Source organism: Conyzicola lurida (assembly GCF_014204935.1).
GTDB classification, from domain to species: Bacteria; Actinomycetota; Actinomycetes; order Actinomycetales; family Microbacteriaceae; genus Conyzicola; species Conyzicola lurida.
On the sequence record NZ_JACHMJ010000001.1, the window covers coordinates 889,888 to 910,277 of the forward strand.

A 20,390-nucleotide genomic window follows, 5' to 3' on the forward strand; every position below is an offset into this window, starting at 1 on the left:
CTACTTCGGGTCGTTGCTCTTGTCCTGGTCGAACAGGGTCTGATCGAGGACCAGGCTGCCGGTGTCGGTGGTCGCGGCGGCCTCGCGGTTCTTCTTGGCTTTCCGCATCGACTGGATGTAGTGGTAGGCCGTGGGGAGAAGCGTCACGGCGACAGCGCCGAGAAGGATGATGTCGATGTAGTGCGTCACGAAGTCGCGCAGCGGCGGGATGAACCCGACGATGTAGCCGACCATGGTGACGCCGATGCCCCAGGCGATCGCGCCGATCAGGTTGTACAGGCTGTACTTCTTGTAGTTCATGTGGCCGACGCCCGCGGCGATCGGAGCGAACGTTCGTACGATCGGTACGAAGCGGGCGATGATGACCGCGAGTCCGCCGAAGCGCTCGAAGAAGGCGTTGGTGCGCTTGACGTTCTCGACCGAGAACAGCCCGGACTCTTTACGCTCGAAGATGCGGGGGCCCGCCTTATGGCCGATGAAATATCCGACCTCACCGCCGACGAACGCCGCGAATCCGATAGCGAGGGCCACCCACCAGATGTCGATGTCGATGACGCCGGTGGCGACGAAGACACCGGTGATCACGAGCAGGGTGTCGCCGGGGAGCAGGAATCCGATCAGCAGGCCGGTCTCGGCGAAGACGATGAGGCAGACGCCGAGGAGGGCGAACGGTCCGAACCCGTTGATGAGGTTTTCCGGATCGAGCCAAGGGATGAGAGCGGACGAAAACACTGACAATTCTCCAGTCGTCGGTTGCCGTTGAGGTCAATCGGCGGCGGCCATGGTTATATCTGTTGTCAGGTTACTCGTTGTCGACACCCAGCTAGCTGCAAATCAGTCGGTTTCGCGAGACTTCATCCCAGCGACGTAGTACTGCGGGCCCTCCCCGGCAATGCAGGCCCGGTGACGGGGTCACAGGCTTCCGTGCGTCCAGTCGTCGATCCGGTGCTGGTTCGGCGAGAAGCCGTGGGCGACGCCCCAGAGCACGGCCTGTGTGCGGCTGGCCGCTCCGATCTTCCGGTAGATGTTGCGGATGTGCGTCTTGACGGTGTTCGGGCTCGTGTAGGTGATCGACGCCACCTCGGCGTTGGTCTTGCCCTGGGTGATCAGCGCCAGAATCTCCGACTCGCGGTCGGTGAATCCCTCGTGGCGCCCCGGCCAGTCGAGTCCCGATACCGCTCCGGCGCGGCGCGGCACGTCGCTCACGACGAACTCCCCGGCGTGGACGGCCTCGAGCGCCGTGACCAGATCGCGGGCGGGCAGCGTTTTGGACAGGTACCCGCTGATGCCGATCTTCGACGCCTCGGCCACGAGCTCGGGCTGGAAGTTCCAGGTGTAGACGACGACGTGGTCGGCCCGGCCGCTACGGACGAGCGCGCCGATCTCTTGGTGGTCGGTCTCGGGCTGGGCGAAGGAGTCATAGAGCGCGATGTCGACGTGCGCCTTCAGATCGGTGTTAACGTCGATCTCGGCGACCTCGATGCGGTCGGCGTAATGGTCGAACATGTGCGCGAGCCCCGCGAGCACCACGTCGTAGTCGTCAACCAGAGCGACACGGATCGGGCGTGCGTTCGGTGTCTGGCCCATGCCGTCCACGGTACAGGGCAGACGGGGGTGATTTCTCACCCCTAGGGGTGAAGAACCGCCCGTCGGCAATTGTTTGAATGGTACGTCTGCCGCTCGAGGTGTCTCTGCTCCTCCGAGGCCGCGCGGTGACGGATTGGATCTATACCGCCGATGGGCAAGCTTCTGTACGCCGGCGGGACGGCGAGTATCGAGATCGACGACAGGCCTCTCGCCCACATCCGTACGGTGATCCTGGCGAAGCTGCGGCGCAACGAGTCCCTCGCCTTCACGTGGGAATCGGGCTCCTACGGCCACCCGGGCAAGAGCACGATCTGGATCCACCCCGCGATGCCGCTGCAGTTCGACTTCTACGGCAGTCGCGAGGTCATGCTCAACCGGCGTTGGCTGGACGAGATGATGGCCTCGGCGAACAGCCACGCGGGACTATACGTGAGTGCGGAACCGTCGTTCGACGTGACCGTCGAGGAAGCCTAGCCGGCCGTATTCTCGCTGTAGAAGGCACGCTGGGTTGCCTCGTGCCACAGCAGCAGGTCCCAGACGCCCTCGGTTTCACCGATGCCCGCCACGATCGGGTCGATCAGGCGGTCGAGCGGACGTTCGTCGGGCTCGAGGTAGCGCACGAGCACCTGCCCGGTTGTGTCCCACAGCGCAGGATCCTCGACCACCGCCAGATATACCTCGGTACTCAACTGCCACGCTCCCTACTTCGGGGAACCCGGCACAGTGTCGACCGGGTTCCGTCACCTATAGGACGAGTGGCGGAGCTCATTCGTCACGAAATCGGTGACGGGTCGCAGTCGGAAAACGGAGTGCGGGAGAAGGGACTTGAACCCTCACGCCTTTCGGCACAGGTACCTAAAACCTGCGTGTATACCAATTTCACCACTCCCGCGAGCGCTCATAAGTGTAATGGCTGACGGCGACGCTCCCCGATCGGGCTGACTGGCCATCGCCTGAAAAGGATGGACAACCGGCATCCCGAGTGCTTCACTCAAAGTGAAAGCTTTTCTCTATCGAACGTAAGTCGAGGGGAGGTCGACGACGATGCATGCTTCACGAGCGCGCTCGCCCCTTGCCCTCCTGCTCCTCGCCGGAGTCGCCACGGCCCTCTGGTTCGTGCTGAGCCTCGTCTTCGCGAGTCCCTCCGCGTCCGCCGATTCGCCCGAGGACTCGCTCACCGGCGTTCTCGGTTCGACCTCGCAGACAGTGGCGGATGTCGCGGCTCCCGCTGTCGCTCCGGTTGCAGCCGTCGCGGCTCCCGTTGTGCAGGCGGTCGCGGCGCCGGTTGCCCCAGTGGTGGAACAAGTCGCGGCACCCGTTGCTCCCGTCGTCGCCCCGGTTGCGGCTCCCGTCGCGCCGGTTGTTGCCGTGGTCGCCGCCCCCGTCGCCCCGGTCGTGTCGGCTGTCGCCGCGCCCGCTGCACCGGTGGTCAGTGCCGCGGTCGTCCCGGTTGCCCCCGTCGTTTCCGTGGTCGCGCCGATTGCCCCGGTCGTGTCGGCTGTCGTGGCCCCGGTCGCGCCGGTGGTCGACGCGGTCGTGGCGCCGATCGCCCCGGTCGTCGCGCCCGTCGGAACGGTCGTGGCACCTCTCGTCCCCGTCGTCGACGCGGCCGTCGCACCGCTGACGCCGGTGGTCGACGCTGTCGTCACCCCGCTCGAGCCGGCCGTAGAGCCACTTGCTCCGATCGTCGACGCGGTTCTCCCCGTCGTCGAGCCTGTTCTCCCGGACGTTGTCCCGGTTTTCCCTGTTCTCCCGGGAGTCGTTCCTGGTCTCCCGGGTATCGTGCCGATTCTCCCGGGCATCGACTCGGTTCTCCCGGGAGGTTTGCCGGCACTCCCCGGGATCGATGTCTCCGTCCCGTCCGTTTCCGCACCCTCTGGCCCCGAGTCGCCGACCACCGCTGCCGTCGCCACTACCCAGCTTGTCGCCGGAACCTCGGTCGCCGCGGCGGGTGGCGCGGCAGCGGCCTCCGGCGCGGGTTTCGGAGGCGACTACCTTCTAGCGAGCGCTGCCTCGCGGGTCGCGGTCGGTGTGCCCGCGGCATCCATCGGTCGTCTCGACCGGGCGCCCGCCACGGGCGAGCCGCTATCGGCACCGGTCGGTCCCGCTGCGCCCACCGGATCGTCGGGCGGCGCTGCCGGAGCACAGACGGGCGGCGTTTCGGCGGGCGTCGTCGTCGGCGCGTTCGTGCCGTCGGCTGCCGCGTTCTTTACCGCGGCCACGGACTTCGACGACGACCTTCCGTCGTCCCCGACTTTCGAATCAGACGCGACTCCTGACTGAGTGAGGCCATCCCTGCGCGAGCAGGCACGGTCAACCGCTTCCGCCTGGAAGCACCCATTCACTCAACAAGGAGTACGACAACCATGTCAAAATCTGTCTCACGGGGTCTCTGCCTCGTGCTATTCACCGGGGGGCTCACGCTTCTCGGGGCGGGCATCGCGAATGCCGCCGACACAACGGGGGAGGACGGCGTGCTATCCGGCACGCAGGTCGTCGCCCCGATCAGCGCTCCGGTCACCGTCACGGGCAACGCGGTCAGCGTGCTGGGCGACGTCGTGGCGGCTCCGGCTGCTGCGCCCGCTGCGGCTCCGGCTCCGGCTCCCGCGCCGGCTCCGGTCAGGACCAGCGGCTCGGACTCGCTGCTCGGTGGCACGCAGGTGCTGCCGATGGTGAGCGTTCCCGTCACGGTGGGCGGCAACGCCGTCAGCGTGGTGGGCGATTCGGCGGCGGCTCCGGCCCCGGCCCCGGCGGCCGCTCCGGCTCCCGTTGCGGCTCCGGTCGCGGCGCCGACGACGTCGGGTTCCGACGGTGTCGCGGGCGGCACGCAGGTGCTGCCCGACGTCACGATCCCGGTGGACCTCGGAGGCAACGCGATCAGCGTCCTCGGCGATTCGTCGTCCGAGGGATCGGCCGCTGCCGCTCCGGCTCCGGCCCCCGCACCGGCCTCCGGTAGTGGGGCGACGACTTCCGGCAGCGACAGTGTCGCCGGCGGAAGCCAGATCGTCCCGGTCGTCGCGGCTCCCGTGACGGTTGGCGGCAATGCGGTCAGCCTGACCGGTGACTCGTCGTCGACCGGTTCGTCGACCGCGGTCACGCCGTCGTCGGGCGCCGGTTCTGGTGCGTCGACGTCCGGTTCTGACGGCATCGCCGGCGGCACCCAGGTGGTGCCGGATGTCGCGGCTCCCGTCACCGTCGGAGGCAACGCCGTCAGCCTGACCGGCGACTCGTCGTCCGAGGGCACCTCGTCGGAGGTCGTCTCGACTCCGGCCGCCGGTAACGGTGCGACGACTTCCGGTAGCGACAGTGTCGCCGGCGGAAGCCAGATCGCTCCGGCCGTGTCGCTTCCCGTCACCGCGGGTGGCAATGCGGTCAGCCTGACAGGCGACTCGTCGACAACCGGTTCGACGACCACGGCGACGCCGTCGTCGGGAACCGGCACCGGGGCATCCACTTCGGGTTCTGACGGAATCGCCGGCGGTACCCAGGTCGTGCCGGATGTCGCGGCTCCCGTCACCGTCGGCGGCAACGCAATCAGCATTCTGGGGGATGCTGAGTCCACGGGTACCGTCACCACCACCGCAACAGAGGGTACGAGCGGTGGAGTGACGACCGGGGACAGCGGGATTCTCGGCGGGACGCAGATCGTTCCGTCGATCCAGCTGCCGATCGTCGTCGGGGGCAACGCGATCAGCGTTCTGGGCGACTCGGAGGTCGAGCCGGTCGACGGTACTCCCGTCGATCCGACCGACCCGGTTCTGCCGGTCGATCCGACCGACCCGGTTCTGCCGGGCGATCCGACCGACCCGGTTCTGCCGGTTGACCCGACCGACCCGGTCGTGCCGGTTGACCCGACCGACCCGGTTGTCCCAGTCGATCCGACCGATCCGACCGATCCGACCGATCCGACCGCCCCGGTCGTCCCGGTCAACCCGACGACGCCGACCACCCCGGTCGACGGCACCGGCAACGGCGTCGGCAACGGCAACATCGACGGCAACGTCGACGGCACCGTGTCGATCGACGGCTTCCCGTCGACGATCGCTGCGGATGGCAGCGTCTCCGTCGCGGCCCGTGCCGGCGTGGCCTCGGCGGCGGCGATGTCCGTCGTGCGTCTCGCGTCGACCGGTCTCGAGATCGCACCGATCCTAGGAACGGTCGGCCTGTTGCTGGTCGCCGGTATCGCCCTGATGGTCCTGGGACGCCGCCACCACGCGTGACGGCAACCATGTACGACAGCGCGGAGAGATAACGCCTGGGCAGACCACCGCCTAGACGGCAGAACGCCGGGTGCCCCAGCGAGGCACCCGGCTTCGCCGCGCCGCGAATCGGCAGCGGTCGCAACCCCGCACCGTGCGCCTGTGGATAAGTTGCTCGTCGGCCGCGTCATCCGATCACAATGTGGGGATGTCGCACGCGGAGTCGATCATCACGGACCAGGTCCGTGAGCGCGTGCGCCGTGACGGCGTCGACCTCCGGGCCGACCGCGACCTCGCCGACCGTTACGTGCGCGACGCCGTGCAGCGCTACAGCGAGCGGGCGCTCGGCGGGTCGATGCCCCTGCTCGCCGACGAAGCGCACACCACCCGGCAGATCGTGGCGACGCTCACCGGATTCGGGGCCCTGCAGCCGTTCTTCGACGACCCCGAGGTCGAAGAGCTGTGGATCAACGGTCCGAACCGTGTCTTCATCGCCCGTAACGGCGTGCCCGAGTTGACCGGTGTCGAGCTGACCGACGGCGAGGTGCGCGATCTCGTCGAGCGCATGTTGCAGTCGTCGGGACGCCGGGTCGATCTGTCGTCCCCGTTCGTCGACGCGTCGCTTCCCGACGGGTCACGTCTGCATTGCGTCATCCCGGATGTCACCCAACGGCACTGGGCCGTCAACGTCCGCAAATTCACGAAACGCATCCGCGACCTGCAGATGCTCGTCGCGCTCGGCTCGCTCACGCACCAGTCGGCCGAATTTCTGCGCATGTGCGTGCTGTCGGGCCAGAACATCCTCGTCTCGGGCGCGACACAGAGCGGCAAGACGACGATGCTCAACGCGTTGCTCTCGAGCGCCCGGCCCACCGAGCGAATAGTCACCGTCGAGGAGACCTTCGAGCTCGACCTGAGCGCGCGCGACCGGGTCGCGATGCAGTGCCGGCAACCGAGTCTCGAGGGAACCGGCGAGATCACTTTGCGCCGGCTGATCAAAGAGTCCCTGCGAATGCGGCCCGACCGCCTCGTGGTCGGCGAAGTGCGGGAGGCCGAGTCGCTCGACCTGCTGATCGCGCTCAACAGCGGGTTGCCGGGTATGTCGTCGATCCACGCGAACAGCGCCCGCGACGCCCTCGCGAAACTGTCGACGCTGCCGCTGCTCGCGGGCCGCAACATCGACTCGGCGTTCGTCGTACCGACCGTGGCCGGATGCATCGACGTGGTGGTGCACTGCGAGATCGGCCGGCACGGCGCCCGCCGCGTTGTCGAGATCGTCACCCCGAGCGGCCAGGTGAGCGGATCGGTCATCGAGGCGAGCACGATCTTCGCGATCGACGCCGGGGTGCTGACGGCCACGGGCGGGTATCCGACCAAGACGGCCAAGTTCCGTACGGCGGGGTTCGACCCGGCCGCCATTCTCGGGGAGCGGCGATGACTCTCCTGCTCGGCGTGACCCTCGGCCTCGGGCTGCTGCTGGTGGTTGCTCCCGCGCTTTGGCCACGTCCGGCCCGCCTCCGGATCGAATCGCGGCTCGTCGACCTCGCCCGTGTGCGGCTCGTGCAGGCCGGGCTCGGCCGGGTCTCGGTGCCGACGTTCCTCGTGGTGTCCGCGCTGCTCGCTGTCGCGGCATCGGCCGTCGTTTTCACCCTCGTGCCCGTGGTGGCGCTGGCGATCGCCGCGGGAATCGTCGCGCTGGTGCTGCCGTTCGCGCTCGTGCGGTCGCGGGCGCGATCCCGACGGAGGGCGGCGCGCGTCGTCTGGCCCGACGTCGTCGACCACCTCGTGTCGGCGGTGCGGTCGGGCCTCGCGTTGCCCGACAGCGTGGTCACGCTCGCCCGCGCCGGCCCCGAGACGACCCGGTCGGCGTTCGCCGCCTTCGAGGCAGACTACCGAGCCACCGGCAACTTCTCGCTCAGCCTCACCCAGTTGAAGGACCGCCTCGCCGATCCCGTCGCCGACCGCCTCATCGAGACGCTGCGTATGTCGCGCGAGGTCGGCGGAAGCGAGCTGACCCATGTCTTGCGTAACCTCGCCGTGTATCTGCGGAACGAGGCGGCGATTCGGTCGGAGGTCGAGGCCCGGCAGTCGTGGGTGGTCAATGCCGCCCGGCTCGGGGTGGCGGCCCCGTGGATCGTGCTGCTCCTGCTCTCGACCCGGCCGGAGGCGGCCGCGGCCTACAACACAGCGGCGGGCGCGGTGCTGGTGACCGCAGGGCTCGCGCTGTCGGTCGTCGCGTACCGCATCATGATCGCGGTCGGGCGGATCCCCGAGCAGCAGCGGTGGTTCCGATGACGCCCGCGATCGCCTGGGCCGTGGTGTGCGGGCTCACGCTCGGCATCGGACTCTGGGCGCTCGTCAGCATGATGCCGCGCCTCAGCCGGCCGCGGCTCGTCGACCGGGTGGCGCCCTACGTGCTCGACGTCTCGGAGGGGGCCCGCGAACTGGTCGCCCGCCGCCCGGCCGACCCGTTGCCCGTGCTCGGCTTCGTATTCGCCCCGCTCGTGGGCGCCCTGCGACGGGCCCTCGGGGTGATCCTGGGCGGGCCGGATGCCACGGGCCGACGCCTGCGGCAGGCGGGCTCGGCGCTCTCCGTCGAGGATTTCCGCGGGAGGCAGCTCGTCTGGGGCGCGACGGGCGCTGGCATCGGAGTGCTCGCGGCGGCGGCCGCGGGCCGGGCCAACTCCCTGCCGCTGCTGGCGCAGCTCGGCATCGTGCTGGTCTTCGCCGCCGGCGGGGTCGCGCTGCGGGACTACCTGCTGCAGCGCGCCGCGAAGGCACGGCTCGCGCGCATGGCCGGCGAGCTGCCGACCGTGCTCGAGTTCCTCACCCTCAGCCTGTCGGCGGGGGAGGGCATCCTCGACGCGGTGCGCCGCATCTCCCGCATCAGCACCGGCGAGCTCTCGGGCGAACTCGGTCGCGTGGTCGCCGACGTGAACACCGGGCTGCCGTTCGCCGAGTCGCTCGACGGCGTCTCGCGCGATCTCGACCTGCCGCCGTTCACCCGGTTCGTCGAGCAGGTGACCGGGGCTCTGGACCGCGGCACCCCGCTCGTCGAGGTGCTGCGCGCGCAGGCGCAGGACTCCCGCGACGACGCCAAGCGCGAGCTGCTCGAGGTCGCCGGCAAGAAGGAGGTCGCGATGCTGATCCCGCTGGTCTTCCTCATCCTGCCGATCACGATCGCCTTCGCGATCTTCCCCGGCATCCTCGTCCTGCGGATGGGCCTATGACCGACAACCACACGAAAGAGAGGCACGACATGAACTGGAGAGAGCTGAGCACCGACGAACGCGGCGACGTGCCCGGGTGGGTTCTGATAACACTGATGACGGCCGGTCTGGTGATCATCATCTGGGGCCTCGCCGGGCCGGCGCTGAGCGAGGTGTTCCAGCAGGCGATCGACCGCGTGACCGGCTTCGAGTGACGCGGCTTCGAGTGACGCGGCTTCGACTGACCCGACTGCGCGACGAGCGCGGTTCGGCTCCCGCCGAGTTCGTGATGGTCGGTGCCCTGCTGACGATCCTCACGCTGTCGGTGTTGCAACTGGGGCTTGCCCTGCACGTACGCAATACGGTGCTGGATGCCGCGGCCGAGGGCGCCCGCTACGGCGCACTCGCGGACAACACCGGCGACGACGCGGTCGCCCGCACCCGCGACCTGATCACGACCGCGATCGGGGCCGGGTACGCGCGCGACGTGTCGGTCGGCATGGTCGACTACCGCGGACACCCGGCGGTCGAGGTGCGGGTGCGCACACCCCTGCCGTTGCTCGGCCTCGTCGGTCTCGATGACGGGCTGGAGGTGACCGGCCATGCCGCGGTCGAGACGCTGGACTGACCGGCGCTGCACCGGGCGGCCCCGAACTGACCTGGCGAGCGACGAATCCGGCTCCGCCTCGCTCGAGTTCATCACGACGGGGCTCATCCTGCTGGTGCCGCTCGTCTACCTCGTGCTCGCCATGGCGCAGCTCCAGGGCGGGGCGATGGCGGTCGAGGGGGCATCGCGGCAGGCGGCGCGGGTCTTCGTCGAGTCGCCGACCGCAGAGGAGGCGGTGCTGCGGGCCGAACGCGCGGTGGAATTCGCGCTCGCCGACTACGGACTCGACGCGGCCGACGTGGAGGTGACCGTCGAGTGCAGCCCACAATCCGCGCGGTGCCTCACCCGCCGCGGCTACGTGACCGTCACCGTGGCGAGCCGGGTCGCGCTGCCCCTCGTGCCGACGGTGCTCGACCTCGACGACCGGGCGAGCGTCGCGGTGCACTCCAGCGCCACCCAGCAGGTCTCGCGCTTCTGGAGCGCCGACCGGTGAAGCGCCTGCGCGACGACGAGTCGGGCTCGATCCTCCCGCTGACGATCTTCTACGGGTTCCTCGCGCTCGTGCTCATCCTGCTGGTGGTCGCCGCGACATCCCTCTATCTCGAACGCAAGCGCCTGTTCTCGCTCGCCGACTCGGCGGCGCTCGCCGGAGCGGAGGCGTTCACGCTCGAGGGCGTCGCGGTCACGGCGGGCGGTGCGCGGCCGTCCCTGCAGACTCCGGATGTCGCGTCCGCCGTCGACTCGTATCTCGATGCCGCGCCCACCGACGAGTTCACCGGCCTCGAGGTCGTCGAGGCCGCGAGTCACGACGGCCGCAGCGCCACCGTCACGCTCTCGTCGTCTTGGCGTCCGCCGCTCGTGACGCTGCTCGTGCCGGAGGGTCTGCGCATCGAGGTGACGGCCCGCGCGCGGTCGGTGTTCGGCTGAGCCCGGAAAACACGAACGCCCGACAGGCCGCGCCGCCTGCAAACGGGCGATACGTCCTGTCGGGCGTTCGAGGGGCCGCATCCGTCCTGTCGTAGGGGCGAAGCGGGGGATGTGGAGCTGCTTACGCGGCGGTGAATCCGCCGTCGACGGCGAACTCGGCACCGGTGATGAAGCTGGCCTCGTCGCTGAGGAGGTAGGTGACCATCGAAGCGATCTCCTCGGGCTTGCCGAGGCGCTTCATGGGGACGGTTGCGGCGAGGGCCTCGCGTGGGGCGCCCTCGAGGATCGGGGTGTCGATGAAGCCGGGGTGCACCGAGTTGACGCGGACGCCCGACTCGACCCACCAGAGCGCGGCGTTCTTGGTGAGGAGGCGCACGGCGCCCTTGGCCGCCTGGTACGCGGGGCCGGCGGCGGATCCGCCGACGAGGCCGTAGATCGAGCTGATGTTGACGACCGAGCCGTTGCCGGAGGCCTTGAGCGCGGCGCTGGAGGCCTTGAGGCCGAGGAAGACGCTGGTCTGCGTGACGGCGATGGTCTTGTCCCAGACCTCGATCGTGGTGTCTTCGATCGACCGGGCGTCGCCGATACCGGCGTTGTTGACGAGCAGGTCGAGGCCGCCGAAGGTCTCGACGGTGGTGGCGACCGCGGCGTTCCAGGCATCCTCGCTCGTGACGTTGAGCGAGACGAAGATCGCCTTGCCGCCGTCGGCGGTGATCTGGTCGACGACGGTCTGGCCGGACTCAGCGTTGATGTCGGCGATGACGACGGACGCGCCCTCGGACGCGAGACGCAGTGACGTGGCCTTGCCGATGCCGCTGGCGCCACCGGTGACGATGGCGGTCTTTCCCTGGAAACGGGACATGGTTGTGCTCCTAGTTCGTGAGTATGGTGAAGTCCCGCGGAAACGGGGCACACAAGGGACACACGGGTCGGATGCACGTCACGATTCGATAATCGGAACTCTTTATAACTTACACCTGTTGGATAGGCAATAGTCCGTTGGACCCCGATCGATACGCCTTCTGCGACGGCCGATGCGCCAATCCCCGCTGTTCACTCGCGATCAACCACGAGGTCGTCTCGCGTCTATTCGACCCTTCTAGCCTCGTCAGCGTCTGGACCCCGGAACGCTTCTGCGCGCCTCGCCCGGTCCGGCGAATTCCTTCGAACGCCAGCCATGAAAGGCCACGCTCCCATGAAGTCCGCAATCACCAGAGGCATCGCTGTCACAGCAGCACTGACCATCGCGCTCGGCCTCGCCGCCTGCGCCACCGAGACCGACGCGGCCAGCACCGACGCCGACACCGTCTCCGAGACCGGCACCTACGCCAAGGACGAGAACACGCTCGTTATGGGCATGGTCCCCGATCAGCAGTCGGTCGAGAACAACTTCCAGCCGCTCGTCGACTACATCGCCGCGAAGTCCGGCAAGGAGGTCGAGGTCATCGAGTCGACCAACTACGCCGCGCTCGTCGAGGCTGCGATCGCCGGCCGCATCGACATCGGCAGCTTCTCCGGCTTCACCTACGTCGCCGCCACGAACGGCGGCGCCGGCCTCACGCCGATCGGCGTCCAGGTCACCGAGGAGGGCGAGGAGCCCGGCTACGAGTCGCTCGCCGTCGTCCCCGCCGGTTCCGACATCGCCTCGATCGAGGACATGGCCGGACACAACATCTGCTTCGTCGACCCGGGTTCGACGTCCGGCTACCTCTACCCGAGTGCCGAACTGCTCGCCGCGGGCATCGACCCCGAGACGGACATCACGCCCGTCTTCGCCGGCGGTCACGACGCCTCGGCTCAGAAGACCGCCCAGGGTGTCGAGTGCGACGCCGGATTCGCCGAGGACGCCGTCGTCGAGCAGACCGGTGTCGAGCAGGGCCTCTTCGCGGATGGCGACCTCGAGGTCATCAACCGCGTCACCGTGCCCGGTGCCCCCGTCGTGATGTCGACCAACCTCCCGCAGTCCGTGCAGGACGAGCTCCTCGCCGACCTGCAGAACATCACCATCGACGACATCGAGGCCGAGGGCGTCGACGTCACCGACGCGTTCCGCGCCTACTTCTACGAGATGGTGCCGGTCGAGGACTCGTACTACGACTCCGTGCGCAAGGTGTGCGAGGAGACCGGCGCCGCCCAGTGCCAGCCGTAACCCTCGAGCACTGACCAGTAGCAGTACAAGAACACAGGGATAGGTGTTGTGAGCTCCACTTCGGTAGTGACGTTGACCGACGTCAAGAAGAACTTCGGAAAGACCCGCGCGCTGCAGGGTGTGTCGCTGACCATCGAGCAGGGGGAGATCGTCGTGCTTCTCGGCCTCTCCGGCTCGGGCAAGTCGACGCTGCTGCGCCACTTCGACGGCCTCGAGACGCCGACCTCCGGGTCGGTCGAGGTGCTCGGCGAAGACGTTTCCGCACTCCGGGGCAAACCGCTCCGCCAGCTGCGCAGCCGCGTCGGGTTCATCTTCCAGCAGTTCGAACTCGTCGGTTCACTGTCGGTACTGGAGAACGTGCTCACGGGAGCCCTGGCGCGACTCACCGGCCCGCGCCTGGGGCTCCCCACCTATCCCGCCGCCCTGCGCTCCACGGCCTTCGACCTCCTCGAGGAAGTCGGCCTCGGAGCGCAGGCCTTCCAGCGCGCCGACACGCTGTCGGGCGGCCAGCAACAGCGCGTCGCAATCGCCCGCGCGCTGATGCAGGACCCCGAGATCCTGCTCGCCGACGAACCGGTCGCCTCGCTCGACCCCGAGTCGAGCGAGCAGGTGATGAACCTCATCCGCGAGATCGGCATGAAGCGCAACCTCACGGTCATCTGCAGCCTGCACCAGGTCGAGCTCGCGCTCTCCTGGGCCGACCGCATCGTCGGCCTGCGCCACGGCCAGGTCGTGCTCGACACCCCGTCGGCCGGGCTCAGCAAGCAGCAGGTGATGGAGGTCTACGGCCGCGTCGCCACCTCGACGAGCGAGATGCAGGCCGTGGCCGTCGAATTGGCGGATGCCGTGGCCGAACTGCACGCGATGGCCGAACTGGACTCCGACCGGTGACGACCCTCACGCCGGCACCCCCGCGTCAGAAGCCACCCGTCGCGCCCGTCGCGCGGCGGACCCTCGCCGCCCCGTCGCGCAACACGGTCACCGCCACCGTCATCCTGCTCGCCCTGCTGGCGTTCTCGGCCTGGTCGCTCGGCGAGATGGATCTGCGGATCGACTTCAGCTACGCGCTCTCGTTCCTCGAGCGCACCGTTCCGTTCGTCTGGCCGTCGGTCGGCGACATCCTCTGGTTCTCGGTCCTGACGCTCGCGATCGTTATCAGCGGCACGGTCATGGCGGCCGCTCTGTCGGTTCCCGTCGCCTACCTCGCCGCGCAGAACACGACGCCGTTCCGGGCGACCCGCTGGCTCGGACGTTTTCTCAGCGTGACCTCGCGCGCCGCCCCCGACGCGATCATGGCGATGATCTTCGCCCTCGTGATCGGACAGGGCGCGCTCGCCGGCGTGCTGGCTCTCGGCCTGCACTCCGTCGGCATGATCAGCAAACTCACCGCGGACGCGATCGAGCAGATCGACGAGGGCCCCCGCCTCGCCCTGCGCGCCGCGGGCGCCACCAAGGGGCAGGAATTCTGGGGCGCCGTCTGGCCCCAGATCATGCCGTCGTTCGTCGCCACGGTGCTGCACCGCACCGACATCAACCTACGGGTCTCCGTCATCCTCGGCTTCGTCGGGGTAAGCGGACTGGGCTACGAACTAAGCCACGCCTTGAACACTCTGAACTATCGCGAAGCGATGCCATGGGCCATCATCATCTTTGTGCTCTGTGTCGGATTCGAGGTGATCTCCTCGGTCGTGCGCAAGACGCTACTCGGGGTGCAGCCCACCGGCCGTGGACTCGGCGACCGCATCGTGCGGCGCGCATCGGGTGTCTCGCCGACCGTGCCTGCGGGGCCGGTCGTGCACAGCCGGGTCCGCCCGTGGACCCGTGACCGCGTCACTACGACGTCGTTCGCCTGGATCGCGGTCGTGGCCGTCGTCGCCTCGGTCTGGATCTCCGCGACCCAGGGCAGCAACTTCACGAACTTCTGGCTCAACGCCGGCATCGCGTTCAACCGGCTCTGGCCGCCGGCACTCGCCGAGAGCAACTGGGAGGCCACCGCCGAGAAGCTGTTCGAGACCGTGCAGATCGCCGGAGCCGCCACGCTGCTGGCGCTCGTCTTCTCGATCATCATCGGCTCGTTCGCCGCCCGCAACGTCGCCCCGAACGGTGCGGTGCGCACCGGTTTCCGGTTCTTGCTCGTCGGAATCCGCGGCCTTCCCGAGCTGCTGCTCTGCATCTTCTTCATCATCCTCACGGGCCTCGGCCCCGGTGCCGCCGTGATCGCGCTCGGCATCGGCGGCGTCGGCCTGCTCGGCAAGCTGATGGCCGACTCGCTCGAAGAGGTCGACCCGGGACCGGAGCACGCGCTGCGTGCCACCGGCGCGACCCGCGCGCAGATCTTCGTCTCGGCGACCCTGCCGCAGGCGGCGCCCGCGTTCGTCGGGCACGCGCTCTACCTGTTCGACACCAACATCCGCGCCGCGACCATCCTCGGCATCGTGGGAGCCGGCGGCATCGGCTACATGCTCGCGGGAGCGGCGCGCATCAACCAGCACGAGCTGCTGGTGCTGCTGCTCTGCGTGCTCGTCATCGTGTTCGTCGTCGAGGCGATCTCGTCCTGGGTGCGGCAGCTGATCAAGTGAGCTCCGATTTTTCCCCGGTGGCGGCGAACCCGGTGACCACCCACGACTACGACCTGATCGTCGTCGGTGCCGGCATCGTCGGCTTGGGCGCGGCTCTCGAGGGCGTCGACCGCGGGCTCCGGGTCGCGGTCGTCGAGCGGGCGGCGGCGATCACCGGTTCGTCGGTGCGCAACTTCGGGCACATCGGTGTGACGGGGCAATCGGGCGCGGCCCTCGAGTACGCACTCGAGACGCGGTCGCGGCTGCTGCGGCTCGGCCGCGAGGCCGGATTGTCGGTGTCGCAGCGCGGCGCGACCATCGCCGCGCGCGGCAGCGACGAGCTCGCGCTGCTCGCCCTGCTCGCCGAAGAACGGGGGAGCGACCAGGTCGTGCTCGCGACGGCGGCCGAGTTTGCCGAGACCACCCCCGTGCGCGACCCGTCGCTCAGCGGCGGGGCGTACCTGCCGCTCGACCTGCAGGTCGACCCGCGTACCGCGGCACCGCAACTGGCGGCCTGGCTCGAGGAGCGCGGCGTGACCTTCCACTGGCGCCGCGCCGTGCTCGGCATCGAACCGGGAACCGTGCACACCGCCGCGGGCGAACTGCACGCCGAGCGCATCGTCGTCGCGGTCAACTTCGACGTCGACCAGTTCTTCCCCGAGGTCGCGGCCGCCGCGCAGCTGCGTCGCTGCGGGCTCGACATGCTCGCGCTCGACTGGTCGGGCCGCCGTCCGCTCGACCGGCCGCTGCTCACCGGCTCGTCGATGCTGCGCTACTCCGCCTTCGCGCAGCTCGACGGGTACGCCGCGCTGCGCGACCGCTACCGCCGCGATTTCCCGGCCGTCGTCGACCTCGATATCAATCAGATGTACACGCAGCGGCCCACCGGGCAGCTGATCGTCGGCGACACCCACTACCGCGGCGACGCGATCCTCCCGTTCCAGGCCGAATCGTCGTTCGACGAGCTGCTCGCCCTGACCCGTGGGCTGTTCGGCGTCGACGACCTGCGCGTCGTCGAGCGCTGGCAGGGCGTCTACGCGAGCGCCCCCGACGAATTCCTGCTGCACTCGCCCGGCGACGGCGTGCGGGTCGCGTCGGTCACGACCGGCATCGGTATGACGACCGGGCTCGGGCTCGCGGCATCCGTCGTTCGAGAACTTCTCTAAACACCAAGGAAAGGCACCACCCATGACCGACATCACCCTCGCCGTCCTCGACATGGCCGGAACCACCGTGAGCGACGACGGCGTGGTCGAGCAGTCGTTCGCGGATGCCTACGACGCGACGCCGGTGCTGCACGGCTTCGGCACCCGTGACGCGGTGCGCGCCTACGCGAAGGCGACCATGGGCCAGTCGAAGATCGAGGTCTTCGGCGAGCTCACCTCGAGCTACGACGACGCGGTCGTGGCGAACCTCGCGTTCGAGAAGGCCTTCGCCGACCTCGTCGCGTCGGGCGCCTGCACCCCGTTGCCCGGAGCGGTCGAGACGATCACGCGGCTCCGCGACTCGGGCATCGCCGTGGTGCTCACCACCGGGTTCTCGAAGCAGACGCAGGACGCGCTGATCGACTCGCTCGGCTGGGGCGACCTTGTCGACCTCGCGCTCTGCCCCGCGGACGCCGGCCGCGGACGCCCGTTCCCCGACCTCAACCTGACCGCGCTCATCCGCTCGCGGACGCTCGGGGTGCAGAACATGCTCGTCGCCGGCGACACCTCGACCGACATGCTGAGCGCCACCCGCGCCGGAGCCGCCTACGCGGTCGGCGTGCTGAGCGGCGCGCACGACGAGGAACTGCTGCGCGCGAACGGGGCGACCGACATCCTGGCGGGCGTCGCCGGGATCCCCGCGCTGCTCGGCCTCGACGGCTGATACGGCTGACACGGCCATAGGGTGAGGTCATGACGGATCTCGCCGGAAAGAACATCCTCGTCGTCGGCGCCACCGGGGCTCTCGGGTCCCGGCTCGCGCGACGGCTGGCCGACGCCGGTGCCACGCTGGTGCTGACCGGCACCGACAGCTCTCGCCTGGCACAGCTCGACGTGCCGGGCCGACGACTGGTCGTCGATCTGACCGACGGGCCGGATGCCGCAGCGACACTGGCCGCGGAATCCCTCGGGGGTCTCGACGGCGTCGTCGTCGCGGCCGGCGTGGTCGCCTTCGGCCCCGCGGGCGCGCTCGACCCGGCGACCGTCGCCCGGCTCTTTGCGGTGAACGCGGCGGGTCCGATCGCGCTCATCGCCGCGGCTCTGCCGCTGCTCGCCGAGTCCGCCACCGAGGCGCGGGAGCCCTTCGTCGTGACGATCAGCGGCGTCGTCGCGGAGTCGCCGACAGCGGGTCTCGCGGCTTACTCCGCGTCAAAAGCGGCGCTGGCGGCGTTTATGGCCGCGGCGTCCCGGGAAATGCGGCGCAGCGGCATCCGTCTGCTCGACGCGCGCCCCGGGCACATCGAGACCGGCCTGGCGACGCGGGCGATCGCGGGCACCGCGCCCGCGTTCCCCACCGGACTCGACCCGGACGCGGTCGCCGACCGAATCGTCGCCGCCATCGAGGGCGACGAAAAGGACCTGCCCAGTACCGCTTTCTGACCCCCGCCGTGCACCGCGGTCGACAGGATCGCCCGGCTCCCAGAAGCCAATCGGTCCTGTCGAGCGCGTGGCCCGACCGGATGATCCTGTCGAGCGGGTGGAGCAGGGGGTCGCTACCGCAGATTCCGCGGCACGTGTGGCGCATACCGCGGCACGTAGCGCAGCAGGATGCCCGCGCCCACGAGTCCGAGCACGCCCATCACCCCGGCGGCCGCCGCGATCGAGACCGCACCGGTGATGCCCGCGATCAGCAGCGGACCCGTCGCGCTGCCGAGGTCGCCCGTGAAGCGCCACGCCCCGAGGAACGGGGCGGGGTTCTTTTTGTCGGCCAGGTCGGCACCGAGGGTCATGAGGATGCCGCTGCCGACGCCGTTCGCGAGTGACATGAACATCGCGGTCGAGATGAACCAGACGACCGTCGAGGGCAGATCGTGGCTGAACGCCAGTGCGAGGTGCCCGAGGCCGAGCCCGACCATCGACGGCACGGCGCTCCAGAGCCGGCCGAAGCGGTCCATGATCTGGCCGCTCGCGTAGAACAGGGCGAAGTCGATTCCCGCGGCGATGCCGATGATGAGGGCGGTGTTCGGCTCGCTGATGCCGATGCTGACGGCCCAGAGGGGGAGGATGATCATCCGGCTGGCGCGCAGCATGCCGATGAGTGCCGCTCCCGTGCCGAGCTTGGTGAGCACCGCGCGGTTGTCGTAGATGGTGCGGAACAGGCCGCGTGCCTCCTGCTCGACGAGCGCCTCGCCCTCGCGCAGCTCGGCGCCCCGTGCGACGCCCGCCTCGCCGCGCACCTTGCCGACCGAGCCGAACGACGCGGTGGGGTCGCGCAGCAGCATCAGGCTGACGGCCGCCGCGAGGCAGCAGACGATGTGGATCCAGAACGACGATGCCGCCGTTCCGGTCAGGTGGATGACCGCGGCGGTGATGAACGGGCCGACGAAGGCACCGGCGCGGAAGGTGCCGCCGAGGGTGGAGAGTGCGCGGGCCCGGTAGGCGACCGGCACGAAGCTCGTCATAAACGCGTGCCGAGCGAGGGCGAAGACCGCGGTCGCGAGCCCGACCAGGAAGATTCCGAAGCCGAGCGCGACCGGGTTCGGCGCGATCACGCAGACCACGAGTCCGACGATCGACAGCAGCGCGGCGCCGATCATGGCGGGGCGTTCGCCGACCCGTGCAACGAGCCAGCCGCTCGGGATGTCGCCGAGCAGCTCGCCCAACATCAGCAGGGCCGCGACGAACCCGGCGATCGCGAGAGTCGCGCCGAGGTTGCCGGCCACGATCGGGATCATCGGGATGATCGCACCCTCGCCGATCGAGAACAGCAGGGTGGGGAGGAGCGCCGGAAGTGCGATCGATCGCCAACGGAACGGTTGCTCGGCGGTAGTCACTCGTTCGACTGTACTCCCGCGCGCGGAAGGTCCCCGACGGGCAGCGGGTAGACTCGCACCGACATGGACGAGCTGGATTTTTCTGTAGAGATTGCTGCCCTTCGATCGACGTTCGCGGATATCCGCTCGGTCGTCGGCGTTGACCGACTCGAGGCGGAGATCGCCGACCTCAGCGAACAGGCCGGTGTCCCCGACCTCTGGGACGACACCGACAAGGCGCAGAAGGTCACGAGCGACCTGAGCCACCGCCAGGCCGAGCTCGCCAAGATCGTGAGCATCGCCTCGCGTCTCGACGACCTCGAGATCATGGTCGAGCTGGCCAACGACGAGTCGGATGCCGCGGCCGCCGACGAGGCGAAAGCCGAACTGAAGTCGATCGAGAAGATCCTCGGCGACCTCGAGGTGCAGACGCTTCTCGACGGCGAGTACGACGCGCACCCCGCGGTCATCACGATCCGCGCCGGAGCCGGGGGAGTGGACGCCGCCGACTTCGCCGACATGCTCTTCCGCATGTACCTGCGCTGGGCCGAGAAGCACGGCTACTCCGCCACCGTCATGGACACGAGCTACGCCGAAGAGGCCGGCATCAAGTCGGCCACCTTCGAGATCGACGCGCCCTACGCGTTCGGCACCCTGAGCGTCGAGGCCGGCACCCACCGCCTCGTGCGTATGTCGCCGTTCGGTGCGGCCGGCAAGCGTCAGACCAGCTTCGCCGCGGTCGAGGTCATCCCGCTGCTCGAAGAGGCCGTGGCCATCGACATCCCCGAGAACGACCTCCGCGTCGACGTCTTCCGTTCCTCCGGCCCCGGCGGCCAGTCGGTCAACACCACCGACTCCGCCGTGCGCCTCACCCACATCCCCACCGGCACCGTCGTCTCGATGCAGAACGAGAAGAGCCAGATCCAGAACCGCGCCGCCGCCATGCGCGTGCTGCAGTCGCGACTGCTCATCATCCAGAAGGAACAGGAAGCCGCGACCAAGAAGGAGTTCGCCGGTGTGATCACCGCGAGCTGGGGCGACCAGATGCGCAGCTACGTGCTCGCCCCGTACCAGATGGTCAAGGACCTCCGCACCGAATACGAGGAGGGCAACCCCTCCAAGGTGTTCGACGGCGACCTCGACGGATTCATCAACGCCGGCATCAAGTGGCGTAAGAGAGACAAGGACTAGACAGC

The 20,390-nt window shown here is 69.1% G+C and carries 22 protein-coding genes and 1 tRNA gene; 17 read left to right on the forward strand and 6 right to left on the reverse strand.

The features are described 5' to 3' along the window. Both HD599_RS04290 and HD599_RS04295 read right to left on the reverse strand, forming a co-directional pair. On the reverse strand, positions 1 to 732 hold the full coding sequence (locus tag HD599_RS04290; protein ID WP_184233941.1) for a VTT domain-containing protein: 732 nt from the start codon (positions 730 to 732) through the stop codon (positions 1 to 3). A gap of 180 nt (positions 733 to 912) precedes the next feature. Then, the gene (locus tag HD599_RS04295; protein ID WP_184233943.1) at positions 913 to 1,587 is read right to left on the reverse strand and encodes a response regulator transcription factor; all 675 of its coding nucleotides are present in this window, start codon (positions 1,585 to 1,587) and stop codon (positions 913 to 915) included. Between the two features lie 150 nt (positions 1,588 to 1,737). On the opposite strand from HD599_RS04295, the gene HD599_RS04300 reads away from it, so the two are divergent. Beyond that, positions 1,738 to 2,061: a DUF7882 family protein gene (locus tag HD599_RS04300; RefSeq protein WP_184233944.1), complete on the forward strand. Its 324-nt coding sequence runs from the start codon at positions 1,738 to 1,740 to the stop codon at positions 2,059 to 2,061. Here HD599_RS04300 and HD599_RS04305 read toward each other — a convergent pair. Next, complete coding sequence (locus tag HD599_RS04305) at positions 2,058 to 2,276, reverse strand: hypothetical protein (protein ID WP_184233946.1); 219 nt, start codon at positions 2,274 to 2,276, stop codon at positions 2,058 to 2,060. The genes HD599_RS04300 and HD599_RS04305 overlap by 4 nt on opposite strands. A 121-nt stretch (positions 2,277 to 2,397) precedes the next feature. After that, positions 2,398 to 2,479, reverse strand: a tRNA-Leu gene (locus HD599_RS04310). Between the two features lie 152 nt (positions 2,480 to 2,631). Between HD599_RS04310 and HD599_RS04315 the strand changes: the two genes are divergently transcribed. The 9 genes from HD599_RS04315 to HD599_RS04360 all read left to right on the forward strand — a co-directional run bounded on the left by HD599_RS04315 (position 2,632) and on the right by HD599_RS04360 (position 10,529). Continuing rightward, positions 2,632 to 3,870 (forward strand): hypothetical protein, encoded by a 1,239-nt coding sequence (locus HD599_RS04315; RefSeq protein ID WP_184233948.1) that lies wholly within the window; start codon positions 2,632 to 2,634, stop codon positions 3,868 to 3,870. Positions 3,871 to 3,953: 83 nt separating this feature from the next. Then, positions 3,954 to 5,807, forward strand: a complete 1,854-nt coding sequence (locus tag HD599_RS17895; RefSeq protein ID WP_246376086.1) for a chaplin family protein — start codon at positions 3,954 to 3,956, stop codon at positions 5,805 to 5,807. A 187-nt stretch (positions 5,808 to 5,994) separates the two neighbouring features. Next, positions 5,995 to 7,224 carry a TadA family conjugal transfer-associated ATPase gene (locus HD599_RS04330; RefSeq protein ID WP_184233950.1) on the forward strand — a complete coding sequence of 410 codons (1,230 nt, stop codon included), beginning with the start codon at positions 5,995 to 5,997 and terminating at the stop codon, positions 7,222 to 7,224. Next, the gene (locus HD599_RS04335) at positions 7,221 to 8,081 is read left to right on the forward strand and encodes a type II secretion system F family protein (RefSeq protein WP_184233952.1); all 861 of its coding nucleotides are present in this window, start codon (positions 7,221 to 7,223) and stop codon (positions 8,079 to 8,081) included. Before HD599_RS04330 ends, HD599_RS04335 begins: the two co-directional genes overlap by 4 nt. Continuing rightward, positions 8,078 to 9,016 carry a type II secretion system F family protein gene (locus HD599_RS04340; protein ID WP_184233954.1) on the forward strand — a complete coding sequence of 313 codons (939 nt, stop codon included), beginning with the start codon at positions 8,078 to 8,080 and terminating at the stop codon, positions 9,014 to 9,016. Before HD599_RS04335 ends, HD599_RS04340 begins: the two co-directional genes overlap by 4 nt. Further along, positions 9,013 to 9,210 carry a hypothetical protein gene (locus tag HD599_RS04345; protein WP_184233957.1) on the forward strand — a complete coding sequence of 66 codons (198 nt, stop codon included), beginning with the start codon at positions 9,013 to 9,015 and terminating at the stop codon, positions 9,208 to 9,210. Before HD599_RS04340 ends, HD599_RS04345 begins: the two co-directional genes overlap by 4 nt. 11 nt (positions 9,211 to 9,221) lie before the next feature. Beyond that, positions 9,222 to 9,623, forward strand: a complete 402-nt coding sequence (locus HD599_RS04350; protein ID WP_343061876.1) for a TadE/TadG family type IV pilus assembly protein — start codon at positions 9,222 to 9,224, stop codon at positions 9,621 to 9,623. Further along, positions 9,598 to 10,095 (forward strand): hypothetical protein, encoded by a 498-nt coding sequence (locus HD599_RS04355; protein ID WP_246376088.1) that lies wholly within the window; start codon positions 9,598 to 9,600, stop codon positions 10,093 to 10,095. The genes HD599_RS04350 and HD599_RS04355 overlap by 26 nt, the downstream gene beginning before the upstream one ends. Further along, on the forward strand, positions 10,092 to 10,529 hold the full coding sequence (locus HD599_RS04360) for a pilus assembly protein TadG-related protein (RefSeq protein WP_343061877.1): 438 nt from the start codon (positions 10,092 to 10,094) through the stop codon (positions 10,527 to 10,529). Before HD599_RS04355 ends, HD599_RS04360 begins: the two co-directional genes overlap by 4 nt. Positions 10,530 to 10,650: 121 nt before the next feature. Here HD599_RS04360 and HD599_RS04365 read toward each other — a convergent pair whose 3' ends face one another. Continuing rightward, on the reverse strand, positions 10,651 to 11,391 hold the full coding sequence (locus tag HD599_RS04365; protein WP_184233959.1) for an SDR family NAD(P)-dependent oxidoreductase: 741 nt from the start codon (positions 11,389 to 11,391) through the stop codon (positions 10,651 to 10,653). Positions 11,392 to 11,724: 333 nt separating this feature from the next. Here HD599_RS04365 and HD599_RS04370 point away from each other — a divergent pair, with 333 nt between their 5' ends. From HD599_RS04370 to HD599_RS04395, 6 genes are all read left to right on the forward strand, one after another. Continuing rightward, positions 11,725 to 12,678 (forward strand): phosphate/phosphite/phosphonate ABC transporter substrate-binding protein, encoded by a 954-nt coding sequence (locus HD599_RS04370; RefSeq protein ID WP_184233961.1) that lies wholly within the window; start codon positions 11,725 to 11,727, stop codon positions 12,676 to 12,678. Positions 12,679 to 12,744: 66 nt separating this feature from the next. Beyond that, on the forward strand, positions 12,745 to 13,569 hold the full coding sequence (phnC, locus tag HD599_RS04375) for a phosphonate ABC transporter ATP-binding protein (RefSeq protein WP_425489153.1): 825 nt from the start codon (positions 12,745 to 12,747) through the stop codon (positions 13,567 to 13,569). Then, positions 13,566 to 15,257 carry an ABC transporter permease subunit gene (locus tag HD599_RS04380; RefSeq protein ID WP_221420437.1) on the forward strand — a complete coding sequence of 564 codons (1,692 nt, stop codon included), beginning with the start codon at positions 13,566 to 13,568 and terminating at the stop codon, positions 15,255 to 15,257. The genes phnC and HD599_RS04380 overlap by 4 nt, the downstream gene beginning before the upstream one ends. Next, on the forward strand, positions 15,254 to 16,402 hold the full coding sequence (locus HD599_RS04385) for a TIGR03364 family FAD-dependent oxidoreductase (protein ID WP_343061878.1): 1,149 nt from the start codon (positions 15,254 to 15,256) through the stop codon (positions 16,400 to 16,402). Before HD599_RS04380 ends, HD599_RS04385 begins: the two co-directional genes overlap by 4 nt. Before the next feature lie 22 nt (positions 16,403 to 16,424). Beyond that, positions 16,425 to 17,105: an HAD family hydrolase gene (locus tag HD599_RS04390; protein ID WP_184233962.1), complete on the forward strand. Its 681-nt coding sequence runs from the start codon at positions 16,425 to 16,427 to the stop codon at positions 17,103 to 17,105. A gap of 29 nt (positions 17,106 to 17,134) precedes the next feature. Continuing rightward, on the forward strand, positions 17,135 to 17,821 hold the full coding sequence (locus HD599_RS04395; RefSeq protein ID WP_184233964.1) for an SDR family NAD(P)-dependent oxidoreductase: 687 nt from the start codon (positions 17,135 to 17,137) through the stop codon (positions 17,819 to 17,821). Positions 17,822 to 17,934: 113 nt separating this feature from the next. Here HD599_RS04395 and HD599_RS04400 read toward each other — a convergent pair whose 3' ends face one another. Beyond that, the gene (locus tag HD599_RS04400; protein ID WP_184233966.1) at positions 17,935 to 19,215 is read right to left on the reverse strand and encodes an MFS transporter; all 1,281 of its coding nucleotides are present in this window, start codon (positions 19,213 to 19,215) and stop codon (positions 17,935 to 17,937) included. A gap of 63 nt (positions 19,216 to 19,278) precedes the next feature. Here HD599_RS04400 and prfB point away from each other — a divergent pair, with 63 nt between their 5' ends. Then, positions 19,279 to 20,385 (forward strand): peptide chain release factor 2, encoded by a 1,107-nt coding sequence (gene prfB, locus HD599_RS04405; protein WP_184233968.1) that lies wholly within the window; start codon positions 19,279 to 19,281, stop codon positions 20,383 to 20,385. Positions 20,386 to 20,390: the final 5 nt, after the last annotated feature.